Consider the following 14,413-nt stretch of genomic DNA (forward strand, 5'->3'; position numbering starts at 1 on the left):
TGTGCGAAATCGCAATCAGCCCATTGGTACAAACCCCTGCGACCCGCCCCCATCCCCGCTACAATGCAGGTTCCCTACCGCATGCGGCAGGGGACGTTTCGCATTCCCAGCGGCATTTCCCGCACCCCATTGAGTGAGTCAGCCATGGTTTTCAAAGTGTTCGTCGATGGTCAGGAAGGCACCACCGGTCTCCGGCTGCTTGACTATCTTTCCGGTCGTTCCGACGTGGAACTGCTGCGCATTGCCGATGACAAGCGCAAGGATCCGACCGAACGAGCACGATTCCTGAACGCCGCCGACGTCGCCTTCCTGTGCCTGCCCGATGTGGCCTCGCGCGAGGCGGTATCGCTGGTGACCAACCCGGACACCTGCGTGATCGACGCCAGCACAGCGTTCCGCACCACCGACAGCTGGGCCTACGGCCTGCCCGAGCTGGTGCGCGGCCAGCGCGAGAAGATCCGCGCCAGCAAGCGCATCGCGGTGCCGGGCTGCCACGCCAGTGCCTTCGTGCTGGCAGTGCGCCCGCTGGTGGACGCCGGCGTGCTGCCGGCCGACTACCCGGTTTCGGCGTTCTCCCTGACCGGCTACAGCGGCGGCGGCAAGTCGATGATTGCCGAATTCGAAGCCGGCGGTAACCCGAAGCTGGACAGCCCGCGCCCGTACGCGCTGGGCCTGGAACACAAGCACTTGCCGGAAATGCGCGTGCAGGCCGGCCTGGCGCAGGCGCCGGTCTTCAACCCGATCGTCGGCAACTTCCTGAAGGGCCTGGCGGTCACGGTGCCCGTGTTCACCGACCGGCTGGCACGCAAGGTGAGCGCCGAGCAGATCGTCGAGATCTACCGCAAGCACTATGAAGGCGAGCAGTTCGTGCGCGTGATGCCGTACAACAGCGCCGACAACCTCGACGGCGGTTTCTTCGACGTGCAGGCCAACAACGACACCAACCGTGTCGACCTGTTCGTGTTCGGCAATGCCGAGCGCCTGAACCTGGTGGCGCGCCTGGACAACCTGGGCAAGGGCGCAGCCGGCGCGGCGGTGCAGTGCATGAACGTGCATGTGGGCGCCGACGAGGCCACGGGGCTGCGCGCCTGACAGGGCCACGCCCTGAACGCAAAGAAGCCGGCAATGCCGGCTTCTTTCTTTTGCGCCTGCAGGCCGCTCAGCGCTGCAGCGGCTTCTGCCGGTCGTCGTCGCCGCTGTCCACCGGCGCGCCGCCCAGCCCCGCCATATTGGCGCGGTATGCCGGCAGCTTGTCCACCGTGGTGTTGGTCGCGCGCGCATACAGCGGCAGCACCTCGGGCAGGTGCTTTTCCAGGTCGGCGATGCGGCTGCGCCCGGAAGGGTGCGTCGACAGGAACTCGGCGCCGGTTTGCGTGACCTGGCCCATCTTCTGCCACAGCGACACCGCGGCACGCGGATCGTAGCCGGCGCGCGCGGCGATATCCATGCCGATCAGGTCCGCCTCGGACTCATCCGCGCGCGAAAAGCGCAGCGTCAGCAGGTGGGCGCCGGTGCCGAGCGCCATATTGCCAAGGTTGCCGAAGCCGAACAGCTGCGAGATCACGTTGGCGCCCAGGTTGGTGATCTCGGACTTGGCGGCACGCTCGCGTGCATGCTCGCGCAGCGCGTGGGCGATCTCATGGCCCATCGCCATGGCGATCTCTTCGTCGGTCAGCTTGAGCTGGTCCAGCAGCCCGGTGTAGAAGGCGATCTTGCCGCCGGGCATGCAGAAGGCATTGACCTGCCTGGAGCCGATCAGGTTGATCTCCCACTGCCATTGCCGCGCGCGCTCGTTCCAGCGCGCGGTCTGCGGCAGCAGCCGCTTGCCAATGGCGCGCAGGCGCATCAGCTGCGGGTTGTTGTCGGCGGCAAGGGCGCGCTTGGCGATGGCCTCCTGCTTGAGCTGCTCGTATTCCTGCGCTGCCTGCTGCTCGATGGCCTCGACCGGCACGATGGTGCGCACCGCCGAACCGCCGGGATTCAGCCTGATGCCGCCGGCATCGCTGTCCTGTGCCTGCGCGGGCAAGCCCCAGCCGAGCGGCAATGCTGCCGCGGCCAGTGCCAGCGCACGGGCCAGCCGGAGGCGGGTGGGACGCTGAACACCTTGCAGGCGGCGGAGCATGTGCGATTCCTTGGGCGCAATCGGGGAGCGGGCAAACAGGTGATGCAATAATACACGGCACCCGCGCGGCCGCGCGGCAGCATACGGCTGCCCCATTCATGAATTTCCAGACCTATCTAGACATCTTCCGCAACCGCCGCATCGGCGCCATGCTGGCGCTGGGCTTCGCCTCCGGGCTGCCGCTGGCGCTGACGTCGGGCACCTTGCAGGCATGGATGACGGTCGAGGGCCTGGATATCAAGACCATCGGCTTCTTCTCGCTGGTCGGCCAGGCCTATATCTTCAAGTTCCTGTGGGCGCCGCTGATGGACCGCTACACGCCGCCGCTGATGGGGCGCCGGCGCGGCTGGCTGCTGGTGACGCAGATCGGGCTGGTGCTGGGCATCGCCGCCATGGCCTTCTGCCCGCCGCGCGAGGCGCTGTGGGCGCTGGCGGCACTGGCCACGCTGGTGGCCTTCCTGTCGGCCTCGCAGGACATCGTCTTCGACGCCTACAGCACCGACGTGCTGCGCCCGCCCGAGCGCGGCGCCGGCGCGGCGGTCAAGGTGCTGGGCTACCGGCTGGCGATGCTGGTCTCGGGCGGCCTGGCACTGTGGCTGGCCGACCGTGTGCTGGGCTGGCAGCAGACTTACCTGCTGATGGCGGCGCTGATGGGTGTGGGCATCCTCACGCTGCTGTGGGCGCCGGAGCCCGACGTGCCGGCCCGTGCGCCGCGCTCGCTGGAAGAAGCGGTGGTGGGCCCGCTGCGCGACTTCTTTGCACGCCCGGGCGCATGGTGGCTGCTGCTGCTGATCGTGCTGTACAAGCTTGGCGACGCCTTTGCCGGCAGCCTGTCGACCACCTTCCTGATCCGCGGCGTAGGCTTCTCGGCGGGCGAGGTGGGCATCGTCAACAAGACCCTGGGGCTGGTCGCCACCATCGTCGGCGCGCTGTTCGGCGGCACGCTGATGGTGCGCCTGGGCCTGTACCGCTCATTGATGCTGTTCGGCGTGCTGCAGGCGGTGTCGAACCTCGGTTACTGGATCCTGGCGGTGACGCCGCCGCACCTGTGGTCCATGGGGGCGACCATTGCGGTCGAGAACCTGTGCGGCGGCATGGGCACGGCGGCCTTCGTCGCGCTGCTGATGACGCTGTGCAACCGCTCGTTCTCGGCCACGCAGTACGCGCTGCTGTCGGCGCTGGCGTCCGTGGGCCGGGTCTATGTGGGGCCCACTTCGGGCTATATGGTCGAGGCCTGGGGCTGGGCGCCGTTCTACCTGGGGACCGTGGTGGTGGCGCTGCCCGGCGTGATCCTGCTCTGGGCGATGCGCCACACCGTGCACCGCTACGAGGCCCAGGCGCGCGAAGCCACCGCCTGACCCCGGCCGGACTTATTCCTTGTAGTAGACGATCTGGTGCGAGCTGGCGATCAACTCGCCAGCCGCGCTCCACAGCTGCGCGCGCTGGTCGAAGAAGCCCTGCCTGAACACCTGTGCCTGCGCGCTGGCCAGCACGTGGCTGTCGCCCAGCGCCGCCAGCGTGGCCGCATCGGCATGGAAATACGTGGTCATCGACACCGTGCCGGCCGGCACGAAGCCCGCGCGCTTGAGGAAGATGCGCGGGTAGAAGCTGTCGGCCCAGGCCGCCACCGCGGCAAAGTCCGGCGTGCGCGCCGGTGCGTCGCGCAGCCAGAACTGCGTCAGGCTGTCGGGATGCTCGGTGCCGGCCTCGGCGGTCGGCCTGGCGCCGCGCACCGGACGCATGTCGTAGGACTTGAGCCAGCGCACCGGCGCAAACCCGCCCATTGCCGGCAGGGTGCCGGCGGCCGGCGCCTCGGGCATCACCGCTTCGCCGCAGGCCCAGGTCTCGCGCCGCACAGCAAACATGGCGGTGGCGGTGGTGGCCACGGCATCGCCCTGGCGCAGTTCCAGCGTCCAGTGCTGGGTCGAGCGGTTGGTGCGCACCGGGCGCGCCTCGATCTCGAACGGCCCTTCCGCGATCGGCCCGGCAAAGTTGACTGTCAGCGAGACCGGGTCGCCCAGGCGCTGCGGATGGTCCAGCGCCGCCTGCAGCAGCGTAGCGGCGGTGATGCCGCCGAATGGCCCGATCATGTTCCAGTACGCTGGCGTGGTGCGGCCCAGGAAGCGGTGTTCGCCGGCCGGCTCCAGCGCCAGCGCGTCGTCAAAGGGGTGGAGCGGGCTGGCGGCAGTGGCCGTCTGAGTCTGGGGCGCAGTGGACATGGCAGGTGTGGGTCGTTGGCACGCAGTGAATAGCACGATCGTTCGATCTTCTGCCTACACTAACCGTAGTCAGCGTTCGGGTCAATACGGCAAGCGGCCAGCCTTTGCCTCCGTGGCGCAGCATCATCCCTGCGCCCGCCGCCGCAGCGGCAGGCTCCAGCCCAGCTGGTTGGCGACCACGCCGAGCAGCACCAGCGCCATGCCGGCGATCTGCAGCGGCCCCAGCACCACGCCAAACACCATCACGTCGATCACGATCGCCACCAGCGGGTAGATAAAAGACAACGTGGCGATCGACACCACGTTGAGCCGCTGGAACGCGCCATACAGCAGCGTGTACATCACACCGGTATGCACCAGCCCGAGCGCCAGCAGCGCGGCCCAGGTGCCGGTGCCATAGCTGCCGGCCACGGGATGGGCCAGCGGCGCCAGCATCAGCACGCCCAGCACCATCTGCAGCCCGGCGATCTGGCCCGGCGGGATCCCCTGCAACCGCCGCGTGGCCAGGGTCGTCACCGCGTACAGCAGTGCCGCCAGCAGGCCCAGGCCGATGCCGGCCAGCATCGCCGTGCGGGTGGCGCCGTGCTCAAGCCCCGTGATCAGCATCACCCCGGCAAAGGCCAGCGCCAGCCACGGCAGCCGCGCGAACGGGAACGGCTCGCGCTGGATCACCGAGGTCAGCAGCAGCAGGAAGAACGGCTGGGTGTGATAGACCACGGTGGCAATGGCAATGCCGCTGTACGCGTAGGCCGAAAACAGCGCCAGCCAGTTGAGCACCAGCGTGACGCCGCCCAGCGCCAGCCAGCCAAGCTGCGCGCGGGTCATCCGCACCCAGCCGCGCTGCAGCGTCAGCGCGCCCAGCAGCGCCGCGCCGCCGAACAGGCAGCGGAAGAAGACCACATCGCGCGGCGGCTGGCCGCTGGTGACCACGAACCAGCCGATGGTGCCGGACAGCAGCATGGCCGCGACCATGCGCCAGGCGCCGCCTGGCAAGGGTTGTTGGGAGGGCATGACGGACTCCGGTCAGACAATGGGCGCATTGTTCCACCATGCGATCTGCTCAACAATCCTGTCATCACTCAATTAGTATTTGACCTGGAGTCAAAGATTGAGGATGCGTAATGCCGGATATGCCACTTAATGCGATGGCCGTGTTTGCGCGCGTGGTCGAGTGCGGCAGCTTCTCGGCCGCCGCCCGGGACCTGGGCATGACGCCTTCGGCGGTCAGCCGGCACGTCTCCCGGCTGGAAACCACGCTCGGCGCGAGCCTGCTGCAGCGGACCACGCGCGCCTTTGCGCTGACCGAACTGGGCCAGTCGGTCTACGCCGCCTGCGCCCGCATGACCGCCGCCGCGCGCGAGGTCACCGCGCTGGCCGGCGAGCACGGCGGCACGCCGCACGGGGTGCTGCGCGTCAGCGCGCCGGTTTCGTTCGGGCAGGCCTGGCTGGCGCCGCGGCTGCCGGCGCTGCTGGCCAGATACCCGGGACTGGACCTGCAGCTGACGCTGGCCGACCGCATGGTCGACCTGGTCGAAGAAGGCCTGGATGTGGCGGTGCGCATCGCGCGCGAGCTGGCCCCGGGCCTGGCGGCGCGCCCGCTGCGCGAGGTGCGCTACCGGCTGGTGGCCTCGCCCGGCTACCTGGCCCGCCACGGCACGCCGGCCACGCCCGGTGACCTGCCGGCCGCGCGCTGCCTGTACCTGGGCTATGGCAACTTCGGTGAGCGCTGGACCCTGCGCCACCAGGCCGGCGGCGAGAAAGTGGAGGTGCGCATCCCGCCGCGGCTGACACTGAACAACAGCCTGGCGATCATGAGCATGGTGGAGCGCGATGCCGGCATCGGGCTGGTGCCGGATTTCTCGCTGGGCAGCGCGCTGGACGACGGCCGTGTCGTCACCGTGCTGGCCGACTGGGACATCCTCGAGCCTTATATCGGCACGGCCTTCGCGGTCTATACGCCCACGCGGCACGTTCCGCCCAAGGTGCGCGCTTTTGTCGACCACCTGGCCGGCACCGCCGGCGACTCACCGCGCTGATCAGCCGGGCGCCTTCGCCAGGACGCGGCGCAACAGCCACAGCATCGCGTCGCGCACGCGCGCGGCCTCGGCCCCGGCCTCGATCTCCAGCGCGGCGCGGTCGAACGCCGCCGACAACAGCGGCGCCACGTCGCCCTGCGGGTCCACGCCCGCGGCTTCCAGCCCCTCGCGCAGGGTGCGGGCGGCATTGGCCCCGTCCAGCGCCAGCATCTCGCGCAGCCCCAGTGCGGCCGGCCCTTCCACCAGCAGCAGGCGCGTGCGGCCCGGCACCGTCATCGCCTCCAGGTAGGCCTGCGCCCCGCTGAGCAGCGCGTCGGCCGGGTCTCGCCCCGCCGGCGTGGCGGCCTCGATATCGGCGGCCACTGCCGCGGCTTCCTCGGCCAGCACGTGCCGGAACAGATCGCGCTTGTCGGCGAAATGGTGGTACAGGGCGCCCCGCGTGATGCCGGCGGCGGCGCAGACGTCAGGGGTCGAGGTCTCGCCATAGCCCCGGCTGACAAACAATGCGCGCGCGGCATCGGTCAGCGCCTGGCGGGTTGCCTCGGTACGTTCGCGGTTGGATCGGGCCACGCATTGCCTCCTTGCATACATACAGTCTGTATCTTAATATGCTTTTTACATACAGGCTGTATGTATCTCAATAATAAAGGAGCATCCATGAAGGTCACCAGCTACTACCCCGTCATCATGACCGGCGACGTTGCCGGCACGGCCGCGTTCTACCAGCGGCATTTCGGCTTTGTGGCGCTGTTCACCAGCGACTGGTACGTGCACCTGCAACTGGCGGACGAGCCTTCGGTCAACCTGGCCGTGCTGGATGGCTGCCACGAGACCATCCCCGCCCCGGCCCGCGGGCAGTGCGCCAAGGGGTTGCTGCTGAATTTCGAGGTGGAGGACCCGGATGCGGTGCATGACCGCCTGCGGGCGGCCGGGCTGCCGATCCTGCTGCCGCTGCGCGACGAGGCCTTCGGGCAGCGCCATTTCATCACCGCCGACCCGAACGGCGTGCTGATCGACATCATCAAGCCGATCCCGCCGTCGGGAGAATTTGCGGTGCAGTACCAGGCCGGCGCGCTGCCCGGCTAGAAGGCGGCGATTGCGGCCCGGCTCAGGCCGCGCAGACCCGGTACACCGCCAGGCTGCCGCGCCAGTTGCCGCCCCAGTTGACGGTCACGCCTTCGTGCATCACCACGCGGTCGATCACGCGCAGCCCGACCTTGGGCGCCAGCGCCTCGAAGTCGCTGATGGTCAGCACGCGCACGTTGGGCGTGTTGTACCACTGGTAAGGCAGCGATTCCGACACCGGCATGCGGCCGCGGAACACCGAGAGCCGGTGCGGCCAGTAGCCGAAGTTCGGGAACGACACGATGCACTCGCGCCCCACCCGCAGCGTGTCGCGCAGCACCTGCGCGGTGTTGTGGATGGTCTGCAGCGTCTGCGACAGAATCACGGTGTCGAAGCTCTTGTCCTCGAACAGCGCGAGGCCGCCTTCCAGGTTCTGCTGGATGACATGCACGCCCTTCTGCGCGCACGCCAGCACGCCTTCGTCGCGGATCTCTATACCGTAGGCCTGCACGTCCAGCTCGTCCTGCAGCACGCGCAGCAGGCTGCCGTCGCCGCAGCCGAGGTCGAGCACGGTCGAATTGGGTTCGATCCAGCGCGCGATCGCGCGGAAGTCGGGGCGCAGCGCCAGGATATTGGGATTGGCCGGGGCGTTCATGCGCCGATCTCCTCAGCGATGCGGTCGTAGTAGGCGCGCATCAGGTTGTGATAGCGCGGGTCGTCGAGCAGGAAGGCATCGTGGCCGTGCGGCGCGTCGATCTCGGCGTACGAGACCGGGCGCTTGTTGTCCAGCAGCGCCTTGACCAGCTCGCGGCTGCGGCTCGGCGCAAAGCGCCAGTCGGTGCCGAAGCTGGCCACCAGGAAGCTCGCCCGGGTCTGCGCCATCGCACGCGTCAGGTCGCCGCCGTAGGCCAGCGCCGGATCGAAGTAGTCGAGCGCGCGCGTGATCAGCAGGTAGGTATTGGCGTCGAAGTACTCGGCGAACTTGTCGCCCTGGTAGCGCAGGTAGCTTTCCACCTGGAACTCGACATCGAACGAGAAGCGGATGTCCTCGCTCTTCAGTTCGCGGCCGAATTTCTCGGCCATGTCCTCGTCCGACAGGTAGGTGATATGGCCGATCATGCGCGCCACGCGCAGGCCGCGCTTGGGCTTGACGCCATGCGCGTAGTAGTTGCCGCCGTGGAAGTCGGGGTCGGACAGGATGGCGCTGCGCGCGACCTCGTTGAAGGCGATGTTCTGCGCCGACAGCTTGGGCGTGGACGCGACCACGATGCAGTGGCGCAGGCGCTCCGGGTACATCAGGCTCCAGGCCACCGCCTGCATGCCGCCCAGGCTGCCGCCCATCACCGCGGCGAACTGCGTGATGCCGAACACATCGGCCACGCGCGCCTGCGCATTGACCCAGTCTTCCACCGTCACCACCGGGAACGCAGCGCCGTAGGGCGTACCGGTGGCCGGGTTGGTGCTCATCGGCCCGGTCGAGCCGAAGCACGAACCCAGGTTGTTCACGCCGATGACAAAGAAGCGGTTGGTATCGAGCGGCTTGCCGGGACCGACCATGTTGTCCCACCAGCCCACATCGCGCGGGTCTTCGGCATAGACGCCCGCCACATGGTGCGAGGCATTGAGCGCGTGGCACACCAGCACCGCGTTGGAGCGCGCAGCGTTGAGCGTGCCGTAGGTTTCGACCATCAGGTCGTAGCCGGCAATGGACGAGCCGTTGCGCAGCTTGAGCGGCTCGGCAAAGTGCATGCGCTGCGGCGCGACCACGCCAACCGAATCGGGCGGCAGGTCGAACGCGGCAGGCGCAGCGGTCGGCAGGGCGACATCAGTCATGGAATCCGGCCCGTGGCGAACGGGCATAAAAAAACCCGACCGGCATTTGCGTATCAAGCTTCGCAGCCAAGTCGGGATTCGCTGGATTCCTTGCGGGATTCCGCGTGCCGGCGCCATCCACTACCGTGGTGGCATGGGGCGCCGACCCAACCTCTTTAGCCGCATTTATAGTGGCAAGCCCCCGGACCGTGGTCCCGTGGCTGCCGCGCGCCCGCAAGCCAGTCATCAAATCGGCGCGACCGGGCAATTATAGAGCAATCGGCCCGGTGTGTTGAATTGGAACCCAAATGGGTTCCTAGCCCAGCAAGACCCGCAGGTGCGCCTCGGCATGGTCTGAAGGCGACTTGCGGAAGCCGCTCTTGGCATAGCGGTGCCACTGGCCCTGCACCGCCGCCATGATCAGCGCGGCACGCGCGGGGATATCGGCATCCGCCGGGAAGGCGGCCTGCGTCACCGCCATCTTCAGGCACTGGCGCAGCGACGCCTCGATGCGGTCCACCAAATGGTTGATGCGCTCCTGCAGGCGTTCATGCTCGCCCACCAGCGCCTCGCCGGTCAGCACGCGCGTCATGCCCGGGTTCTTCTCGGCAAACGACAGCAGCATGCGCACGATCGCGTGGGCCTGGCGCAGGCCGTGCTCTTCCTTGTCGGTGATCTGGTTGATCAGGCCGAACACGGTCTGCTCGATAAAGCCGATCAGGCCCTCGTACATCTGCGCCTTGCTGGCGAAATGCCGGTACAGCGCCGCCTCGGACACGCTCAGGCGCGCGGCCAGCGCGGCGGTGGTGATCTTCTCCCCGCGCGGGTGCTCCAGCATGGTGGCCAGCGTCTGCAGGATCTGCACGCGGCGCTCGCCCGGACGCGGGCGCTTGCGCACCGGCGCGGCCGGCTGCTGGTCAGCGTCCTGCGCCTCCTGCGCACTGCCTGAAATGACCGCCCCTGGCTCGCGCCCGTTGCTTTGCGTCATGACCCGATTCTCCGCATTCGTCGTTGGAGTTGATGCATCGATTGTACTTTTATGTCCACATAGGCCGGGCGGTTCGGCACGCGGGCGCGCACGCGCGGCACGTTGTCGGGCTGTGCCTGCGGCGCCTGGGACTCGGCGGCCACCAGCGTAACCGACTGTTCCTGCGCGGCGTGGCCGACATGGCGCCGGTCCTCCGCGTCCAGCGTCGAGCGTACCGCGGCATCGCGCCGGCTGCCGTCGTCGCGGATCGCGGTGGATCCGGCAGGCACGTCATGCGGACGCGATGGCGCGATCGTGCGCAGGTAGCCCGTCACCCAAGCGGTACGGATGCCGGTGCCCGCGTAGCGCTTGAGGTGCGACACCGTGTCTTCCACCAGCACCGCGCGATGCGGCGCGACGCGCGCCTGCGCCAGCAGCCGGCGCAGCATGCGGCGGTCCGGCTTGGGCCGCAGGTGGCCATGCACCCACATCTGCTCGATCGCCACCACGCGCTCGAAGCAATGCCGGATGCCGGCGATCTCCAGCACCGCGCGCGCATAATCCTGCGGGGCGTTGGTGACCAGGATCTTGCGCCCGGGCAGGCGCCGCAGGTGCGCGGCAAGCCCGCGCCGCACCCGCACCATGTCGGCCAGCGCCGGGAATTCATGCGCGGCGCGCAGGAAGTCGGCCGGGTCCACGCCGTGGTGCCGGATCATGCCGAGCAGCGTGGCGCCATAGCGCTGCCAGTAGTCCACGCGCACGCGGCTGGCGCTGGCCTCGTCGCAGCCGAGCACGCGCGCCACGTAGGCGGTCATCAGCCGGTTGATCGCCGGGAAGATCGCGTGCGAGGCGTCGTGCAGCGTGTTGTCGAGATCGAACAGCCAGACGGTGCCGCCGGAGGTATTGCCAGCGGGGCGGCGGCAGAGGCGAGCGCGGACACGGCGCGGATGAGGAAGACTGGAAGGCACGCCGGGCAGCTCGGAGAATGATGGGATGTTCCGGGGCGGCTGGCCCTGGCCAGCGCCGCCCCGGGGCTCCGCTCAGTGCGAGCGGATCATGGTGCCGAAGGCCTGCTCGGTCAGGATTTCCAGCAGCAGCGAATGCTCGATGCGGCCGTCGATGATGTGCACCGAATGCACGCCGCTCTTGGCCGCGTCCAACGCCGACGAGATCTTCGGCAGCATGCCGCCCGAGATGGTGCCGTCGGCGAACAGTTCTTCGATCTCGCGCGCGGACAGGTCGGTCAGCAGGTTGCCCTTCTTGTCCATCACGCCCGGGATGTTGGTCATCATCACCAGCTTCTCGGCCTTCAGGATCTCGGCCATCTTGCCGGCGACCACGTCGGCATTGATGTTGTAGGCCTGGCCGTCGTCGGAGAAGCCGATCGGCGAGATCACCGGGATGAAGGCATCGTCCTGCAGCGCCTTGACCACCGCCGGGTTGATCGCCTCGATGTCGCCGACGTAGCCGATATCGATAAAGGCGCCCGGGTTCTCGCGGTCGGGCATCTGCAGGCGCTTGGCGCGGATCAGGCCGCCGTCCTTGCCGGTCAGGCCCACGGCCTGGCCGCCGTACTGGTTGATCAGCATCACGATGTCCTGCTGGACTTCACCGCCCAGCACCCACTCGACCACTTCCATGGTCTCTTCGTCGGTGACGCGCATGCCCTGCACGAAGGTGCCGACCTTGCCGACCTTCTTCAGCGCCTCGTCGATCTGCGGGCCGCCGCCGTGCACCACCACCGGATTCATGCCGACCAGCTTGAGCAGGATCACGTCGCGCGCGAAGCCGTGCTTGAGCTTCTCTTCGGTCATGGCATTGCCGCCGTACTTGACCACGATGGTCTTGCCGTGGAACTTGCGGATATACGGCAGGGCCTCGGCGAGGATCTCGGCTTTCAGCGCGGGAGCAATGGCGGCCACCGTGGTTGCGGCAGGCCCGGGGTTGTCGGCGTTCATGGGGGACATCCGTGAGAATCAACAGGTATGATGGCTAATCGGCCGCGTAGCCGGCGGTAACCTACGGGGATCGCCCGAAAGTGCACCATCCGGCCACGGCAGGCGCCGATTTTACAAGAAACCGCGCGGGGCGCGAGCCAACCGGCCGAACGCGGCCCTGTGAATGGCCTGCAAGCGGCCTGCAAGCGCCCCACGGGGCACCAGGCAGCATGCCGGCGTTCCGTCCGCGCAACAACGCTCTCGCCTGAACCGTTTGGCTTGCACCCTGGCGCAGCGGTTCCCCAGTCCTGACCATCATGCCTGACGCCAACCGCATGCCACCGGCCCGAACCCCCGCCTTCCCGCCAGCACGCGGGAGCCGCCCATGAGCGACGCCTCGGCCGTGCTGGCCGGCCAGCTGCGCCCGGTCGAGCATTGCAGCCACTGCGGCGCGGGCTTTGTCTGCGGCTACGTGGCAGGGCTGCCCGAGTGCTGGTGCGCCAGCCAGCCGCTGCTGCCGGCGCGGCAGATCGTGCCGGGCCAGCATTGCCTGTGCCCCGCCTGCCTGGCGGCGCGCCGGCAGGCGGCTCAGGCGCCCGATCCCGCCACTGGCTGAGGTGCCGCCGGCGCCGCCGCGCTGCCCCACTGCATCACCAGCATTCCTGCCACGATCAGCGCCGCGCCCGCCAGCCGCGCCGGCGTGAGCACGCGCACCGCGAAGCCGGCCAGCCCGAACTGGTCCACCAGCAGCGCGGCCAGCACCTGGCCCGCCACCACCGCGGCGATAAAGCCGGCGGCGCCCAGCTTCGGCGCCATCATCAGCGCGGCCGAGATATAGAACACCCCCAGCACCCCGCCGCTCCAGAGCCAGCCCGGCGCGCGCGCCAGTGCCGCCGGCGCCGGCAGCGGCACGCGCATCAGCCACAGCACGGGCAGCAGCGCCACCAGGCTGACCAGCAGCGACACCAGCGTGGCCGACAGCGGATGCCCCAGCGTGCGCCCGAGGGTGGCGTTGGCGCCCGCCTGGAACGGGATCGCCGCGCCGGCCAGCACAGCGGTGCCGAGCGGCAGCCAGAGTGAAACAGGGATCGAAAACGGCAATTGGATGCCTGACATTGCGCGCTCCATCGGGCAAGATGCGATGCCAACAGTTTGAAATATCGCAATGCGAATTTCCAATTCTGCTTTCGTACGTTTATTATTCGCCGAATGAATAGCCTACGCGGAATCGACCTCAACCTGCTGGTGGTGCTGGAAGCACTGCTGGCCGAGCGCCATATCTCCCGCGCCGCGCTGCGGCTGCACCTGAGCCAGCCGGCGGTCAGCCACGCGCTCGGGCGGCTGCGGCAGCTGCTCGACGATCCCATCCTGGTGCGCGGCAAGGGCGGCCTGGTGCTGAGCGCGCGTGCGCACGAGCTGTCCGGCCCGCTGGCCGAGGCGCTGGCGCAGGTGCGCATCCTGCTGGGGCCCGGCGGCTTCCAGCCGGCCACCGCGCGGCGCAGCTTCCGGCTGGCGATGTCCGACTACGGCGCGCTGGTGGTGCTGCCGCGGCTGCTGCGCGCGGTGCGCAAGGCCGCGCCCAATATCGACCTGGTGGTGTCGCAGGCCAGCCGCGAAGGCATGACCGCGCAAGTGGCCGACGGCGAGATCGACATGGCGCTGGGGGTGTTCACCCACCAGCCGGAAGACGTGAAGTCGGCCGAGCTGTTCCGCGAGGGCTATGCGTGCGCGGTGGATGCCGCCACCGTGCGCGACACCGGCCGGCTCGACCAGGTGGCCTACCTGGCGCGCTCGCACGTGCTGGTGGCCACGCACAGCGAACGCATGGACGCGATCGACACCGCCGTGGCCAGGCTGGGAGGACGGCGCAAGATCGCCTGCGTGGTGCCGCACTGGAGCGTGGCGCCGGCACTGATCGCGGGGACCAACCTGGTGCTGACCACGGCGCGGCGCAGCCTGGCCGCGCTGGAACAGGATCCGCGCTACGCCGTGTTCGCGCCGCCGTTTGCGCTGGAAGACTTCACCTTCAGCATGATCTGGCACGAGCGCACCGAGGCCGATCCCGCCCTCACCTGGCTGCGCGAGCGCGTGCTGGCCGCGGCGGCCAGTCAGGAATCGGAAGAACCGATCAGCTTGCGCGGCTGACGGCGCACCGCTGGCCCGGCGGGCGCCGGCGGCCGTGGCTCACGCCGCGGCGCGGGGCTGGCAGGTGGCTTGCCGGTCCCCGCCTGGCCGCGAAAGACCAGCTTCTGCCG

General features: G+C 68.8%; 16 protein-coding genes. 6 read left to right on the forward strand and 10 right to left on the reverse strand.

Features of this window, described 5'->3' with window-relative positions; translation table 11 throughout:
* Positions 1-144: 144 nt before the first annotated feature.
* On the forward strand, positions 145-1,092 hold the full coding sequence (gene argC / locus ACZ5MJ_RS17020) for an N-acetyl-gamma-glutamyl-phosphate reductase (protein WP_464220926.1): 948 nt from the start codon (positions 145-147) through the stop codon (positions 1,090-1,092).
* Between the two features lie 67 nt (positions 1,093-1,159).
* On the opposite strand, the gene ACZ5MJ_RS17025 is transcribed toward argC, so the two are convergent.
* The gene (locus ACZ5MJ_RS17025; RefSeq protein ID WP_464220928.1) at positions 1,160-2,122 is read right to left on the reverse strand and encodes a M48 family metallopeptidase; all 963 of its coding nucleotides are present in this window, start codon (positions 2,120-2,122) and stop codon (positions 1,160-1,162) included.
* Positions 2,123-2,220: 98 nt separating this feature from the next.
* Between ACZ5MJ_RS17025 and ACZ5MJ_RS17030 the strand changes: the two genes are divergently transcribed.
* On the forward strand, positions 2,221-3,480 hold the full coding sequence (locus tag ACZ5MJ_RS17030; RefSeq protein WP_464220929.1) for a muropeptide transporter: 1,260 nt from the start codon (positions 2,221-2,223) through the stop codon (positions 3,478-3,480).
* 12 nt (positions 3,481-3,492) lie between these two features.
* On the opposite strand, the gene ACZ5MJ_RS17035 is transcribed toward ACZ5MJ_RS17030, so the two are convergent.
* Both ACZ5MJ_RS17035 and ACZ5MJ_RS17040 read right to left on the reverse strand, forming a co-directional pair.
* Positions 3,493-4,341, reverse strand: coding sequence for an acyl-CoA thioesterase (locus tag ACZ5MJ_RS17035; RefSeq protein ID WP_464220931.1), 849 nt, complete (start codon positions 4,339-4,341; stop codon positions 3,493-3,495).
* A gap of 123 nt (positions 4,342-4,464) precedes the next feature.
* Positions 4,465-5,352 (reverse strand): DMT family transporter, encoded by an 888-nt coding sequence (locus ACZ5MJ_RS17040; protein WP_464220932.1) that lies wholly within the window; start codon positions 5,350-5,352, stop codon positions 4,465-4,467.
* A 110-nt stretch (positions 5,353-5,462) separates the two neighbouring features.
* Between ACZ5MJ_RS17040 and ACZ5MJ_RS17045 the strand changes: the two genes are divergently transcribed.
* The gene (locus ACZ5MJ_RS17045) at positions 5,463-6,377 is read left to right on the forward strand and encodes a LysR family transcriptional regulator (protein ID WP_464220933.1); all 915 of its coding nucleotides are present in this window, start codon (positions 5,463-5,465) and stop codon (positions 6,375-6,377) included.
* On the opposite strand, the gene ACZ5MJ_RS17050 is transcribed toward ACZ5MJ_RS17045, so the two are convergent.
* A complete protein-coding gene (locus ACZ5MJ_RS17050) occupies positions 6,378-6,968 on the reverse strand; it encodes a TetR/AcrR family transcriptional regulator (protein WP_464220935.1) in 591 nt (196 codons plus the stop codon).
* 66 nt (positions 6,969-7,034) lie between these two features.
* Between ACZ5MJ_RS17050 and ACZ5MJ_RS17055 the strand changes: the two genes are divergently transcribed.
* Positions 7,035-7,463 (forward strand): VOC family protein, encoded by a 429-nt coding sequence (locus ACZ5MJ_RS17055; RefSeq protein WP_464220937.1) that lies wholly within the window; start codon positions 7,035-7,037, stop codon positions 7,461-7,463.
* 22 nt (positions 7,464-7,485) lie between these two features.
* Here ACZ5MJ_RS17055 and metW read toward each other — a convergent pair whose 3' ends face one another.
* The 5 genes from metW to argB form a co-directional block, all read right to left on the reverse strand.
* Positions 7,486-8,097: a methionine biosynthesis protein MetW gene (gene metW / locus ACZ5MJ_RS17060; RefSeq protein ID WP_432258974.1), complete on the reverse strand. Its 612-nt coding sequence runs from the start codon at positions 8,095-8,097 to the stop codon at positions 7,486-7,488.
* Positions 8,094-9,275 (reverse strand): homoserine O-succinyltransferase MetX, encoded by a 1,182-nt coding sequence (gene metX, locus ACZ5MJ_RS17065; RefSeq protein WP_464220938.1) that lies wholly within the window; start codon positions 9,273-9,275, stop codon positions 8,094-8,096. The genes metW and metX overlap by 4 nt, the downstream gene beginning before the upstream one ends.
* A gap of 295 nt (positions 9,276-9,570) precedes the next feature.
* A complete protein-coding gene (gene slmA, locus ACZ5MJ_RS17070) occupies positions 9,571-10,242 on the reverse strand; it encodes a nucleoid occlusion factor SlmA (RefSeq protein WP_464220939.1) in 672 nt (223 codons plus the stop codon).
* Entirely contained in the window at positions 10,239-11,189 is a 951-nt protein-coding gene (locus ACZ5MJ_RS17075) for a pyrimidine 5'-nucleotidase (protein ID WP_464220940.1), read from the reverse strand. The genes slmA and ACZ5MJ_RS17075 overlap by 4 nt, the downstream gene beginning before the upstream one ends.
* A gap of 72 nt (positions 11,190-11,261) precedes the next feature.
* Positions 11,262-12,179, reverse strand: coding sequence for an acetylglutamate kinase (gene argB, locus ACZ5MJ_RS17080; RefSeq protein ID WP_010813296.1), 918 nt, complete (start codon positions 12,177-12,179; stop codon positions 11,262-11,264).
* 364 nt (positions 12,180-12,543) lie between these two features.
* Between argB and ACZ5MJ_RS17085 the strand changes: the two genes are divergently transcribed.
* On the forward strand, positions 12,544-12,774 hold the full coding sequence (locus tag ACZ5MJ_RS17085; RefSeq protein ID WP_464220943.1) for a cysteine-rich CWC family protein: 231 nt from the start codon (positions 12,544-12,546) through the stop codon (positions 12,772-12,774).
* On the opposite strand, the gene ACZ5MJ_RS17090 is transcribed toward ACZ5MJ_RS17085, so the two are convergent.
* Positions 12,747-13,274, reverse strand: coding sequence for a DMT family transporter (locus ACZ5MJ_RS17090; protein WP_464220945.1), 528 nt, complete (start codon positions 13,272-13,274; stop codon positions 12,747-12,749). The two genes, ACZ5MJ_RS17085 and ACZ5MJ_RS17090, sit on opposite strands and share 28 nt — an antisense overlap.
* Positions 13,275-13,367: 93 nt before the next feature.
* On the opposite strand from ACZ5MJ_RS17090, the gene ACZ5MJ_RS17095 reads away from it, so the two are divergent.
* Entirely contained in the window at positions 13,368-14,303 is a 936-nt protein-coding gene (locus ACZ5MJ_RS17095) for a LysR family transcriptional regulator (protein ID WP_464220946.1), read from the forward strand.
* Positions 14,304-14,413 lie beyond the last annotated feature (110 nt).

Source organism: Cupriavidus sp. LA-1 (assembly GCF_055385985.1).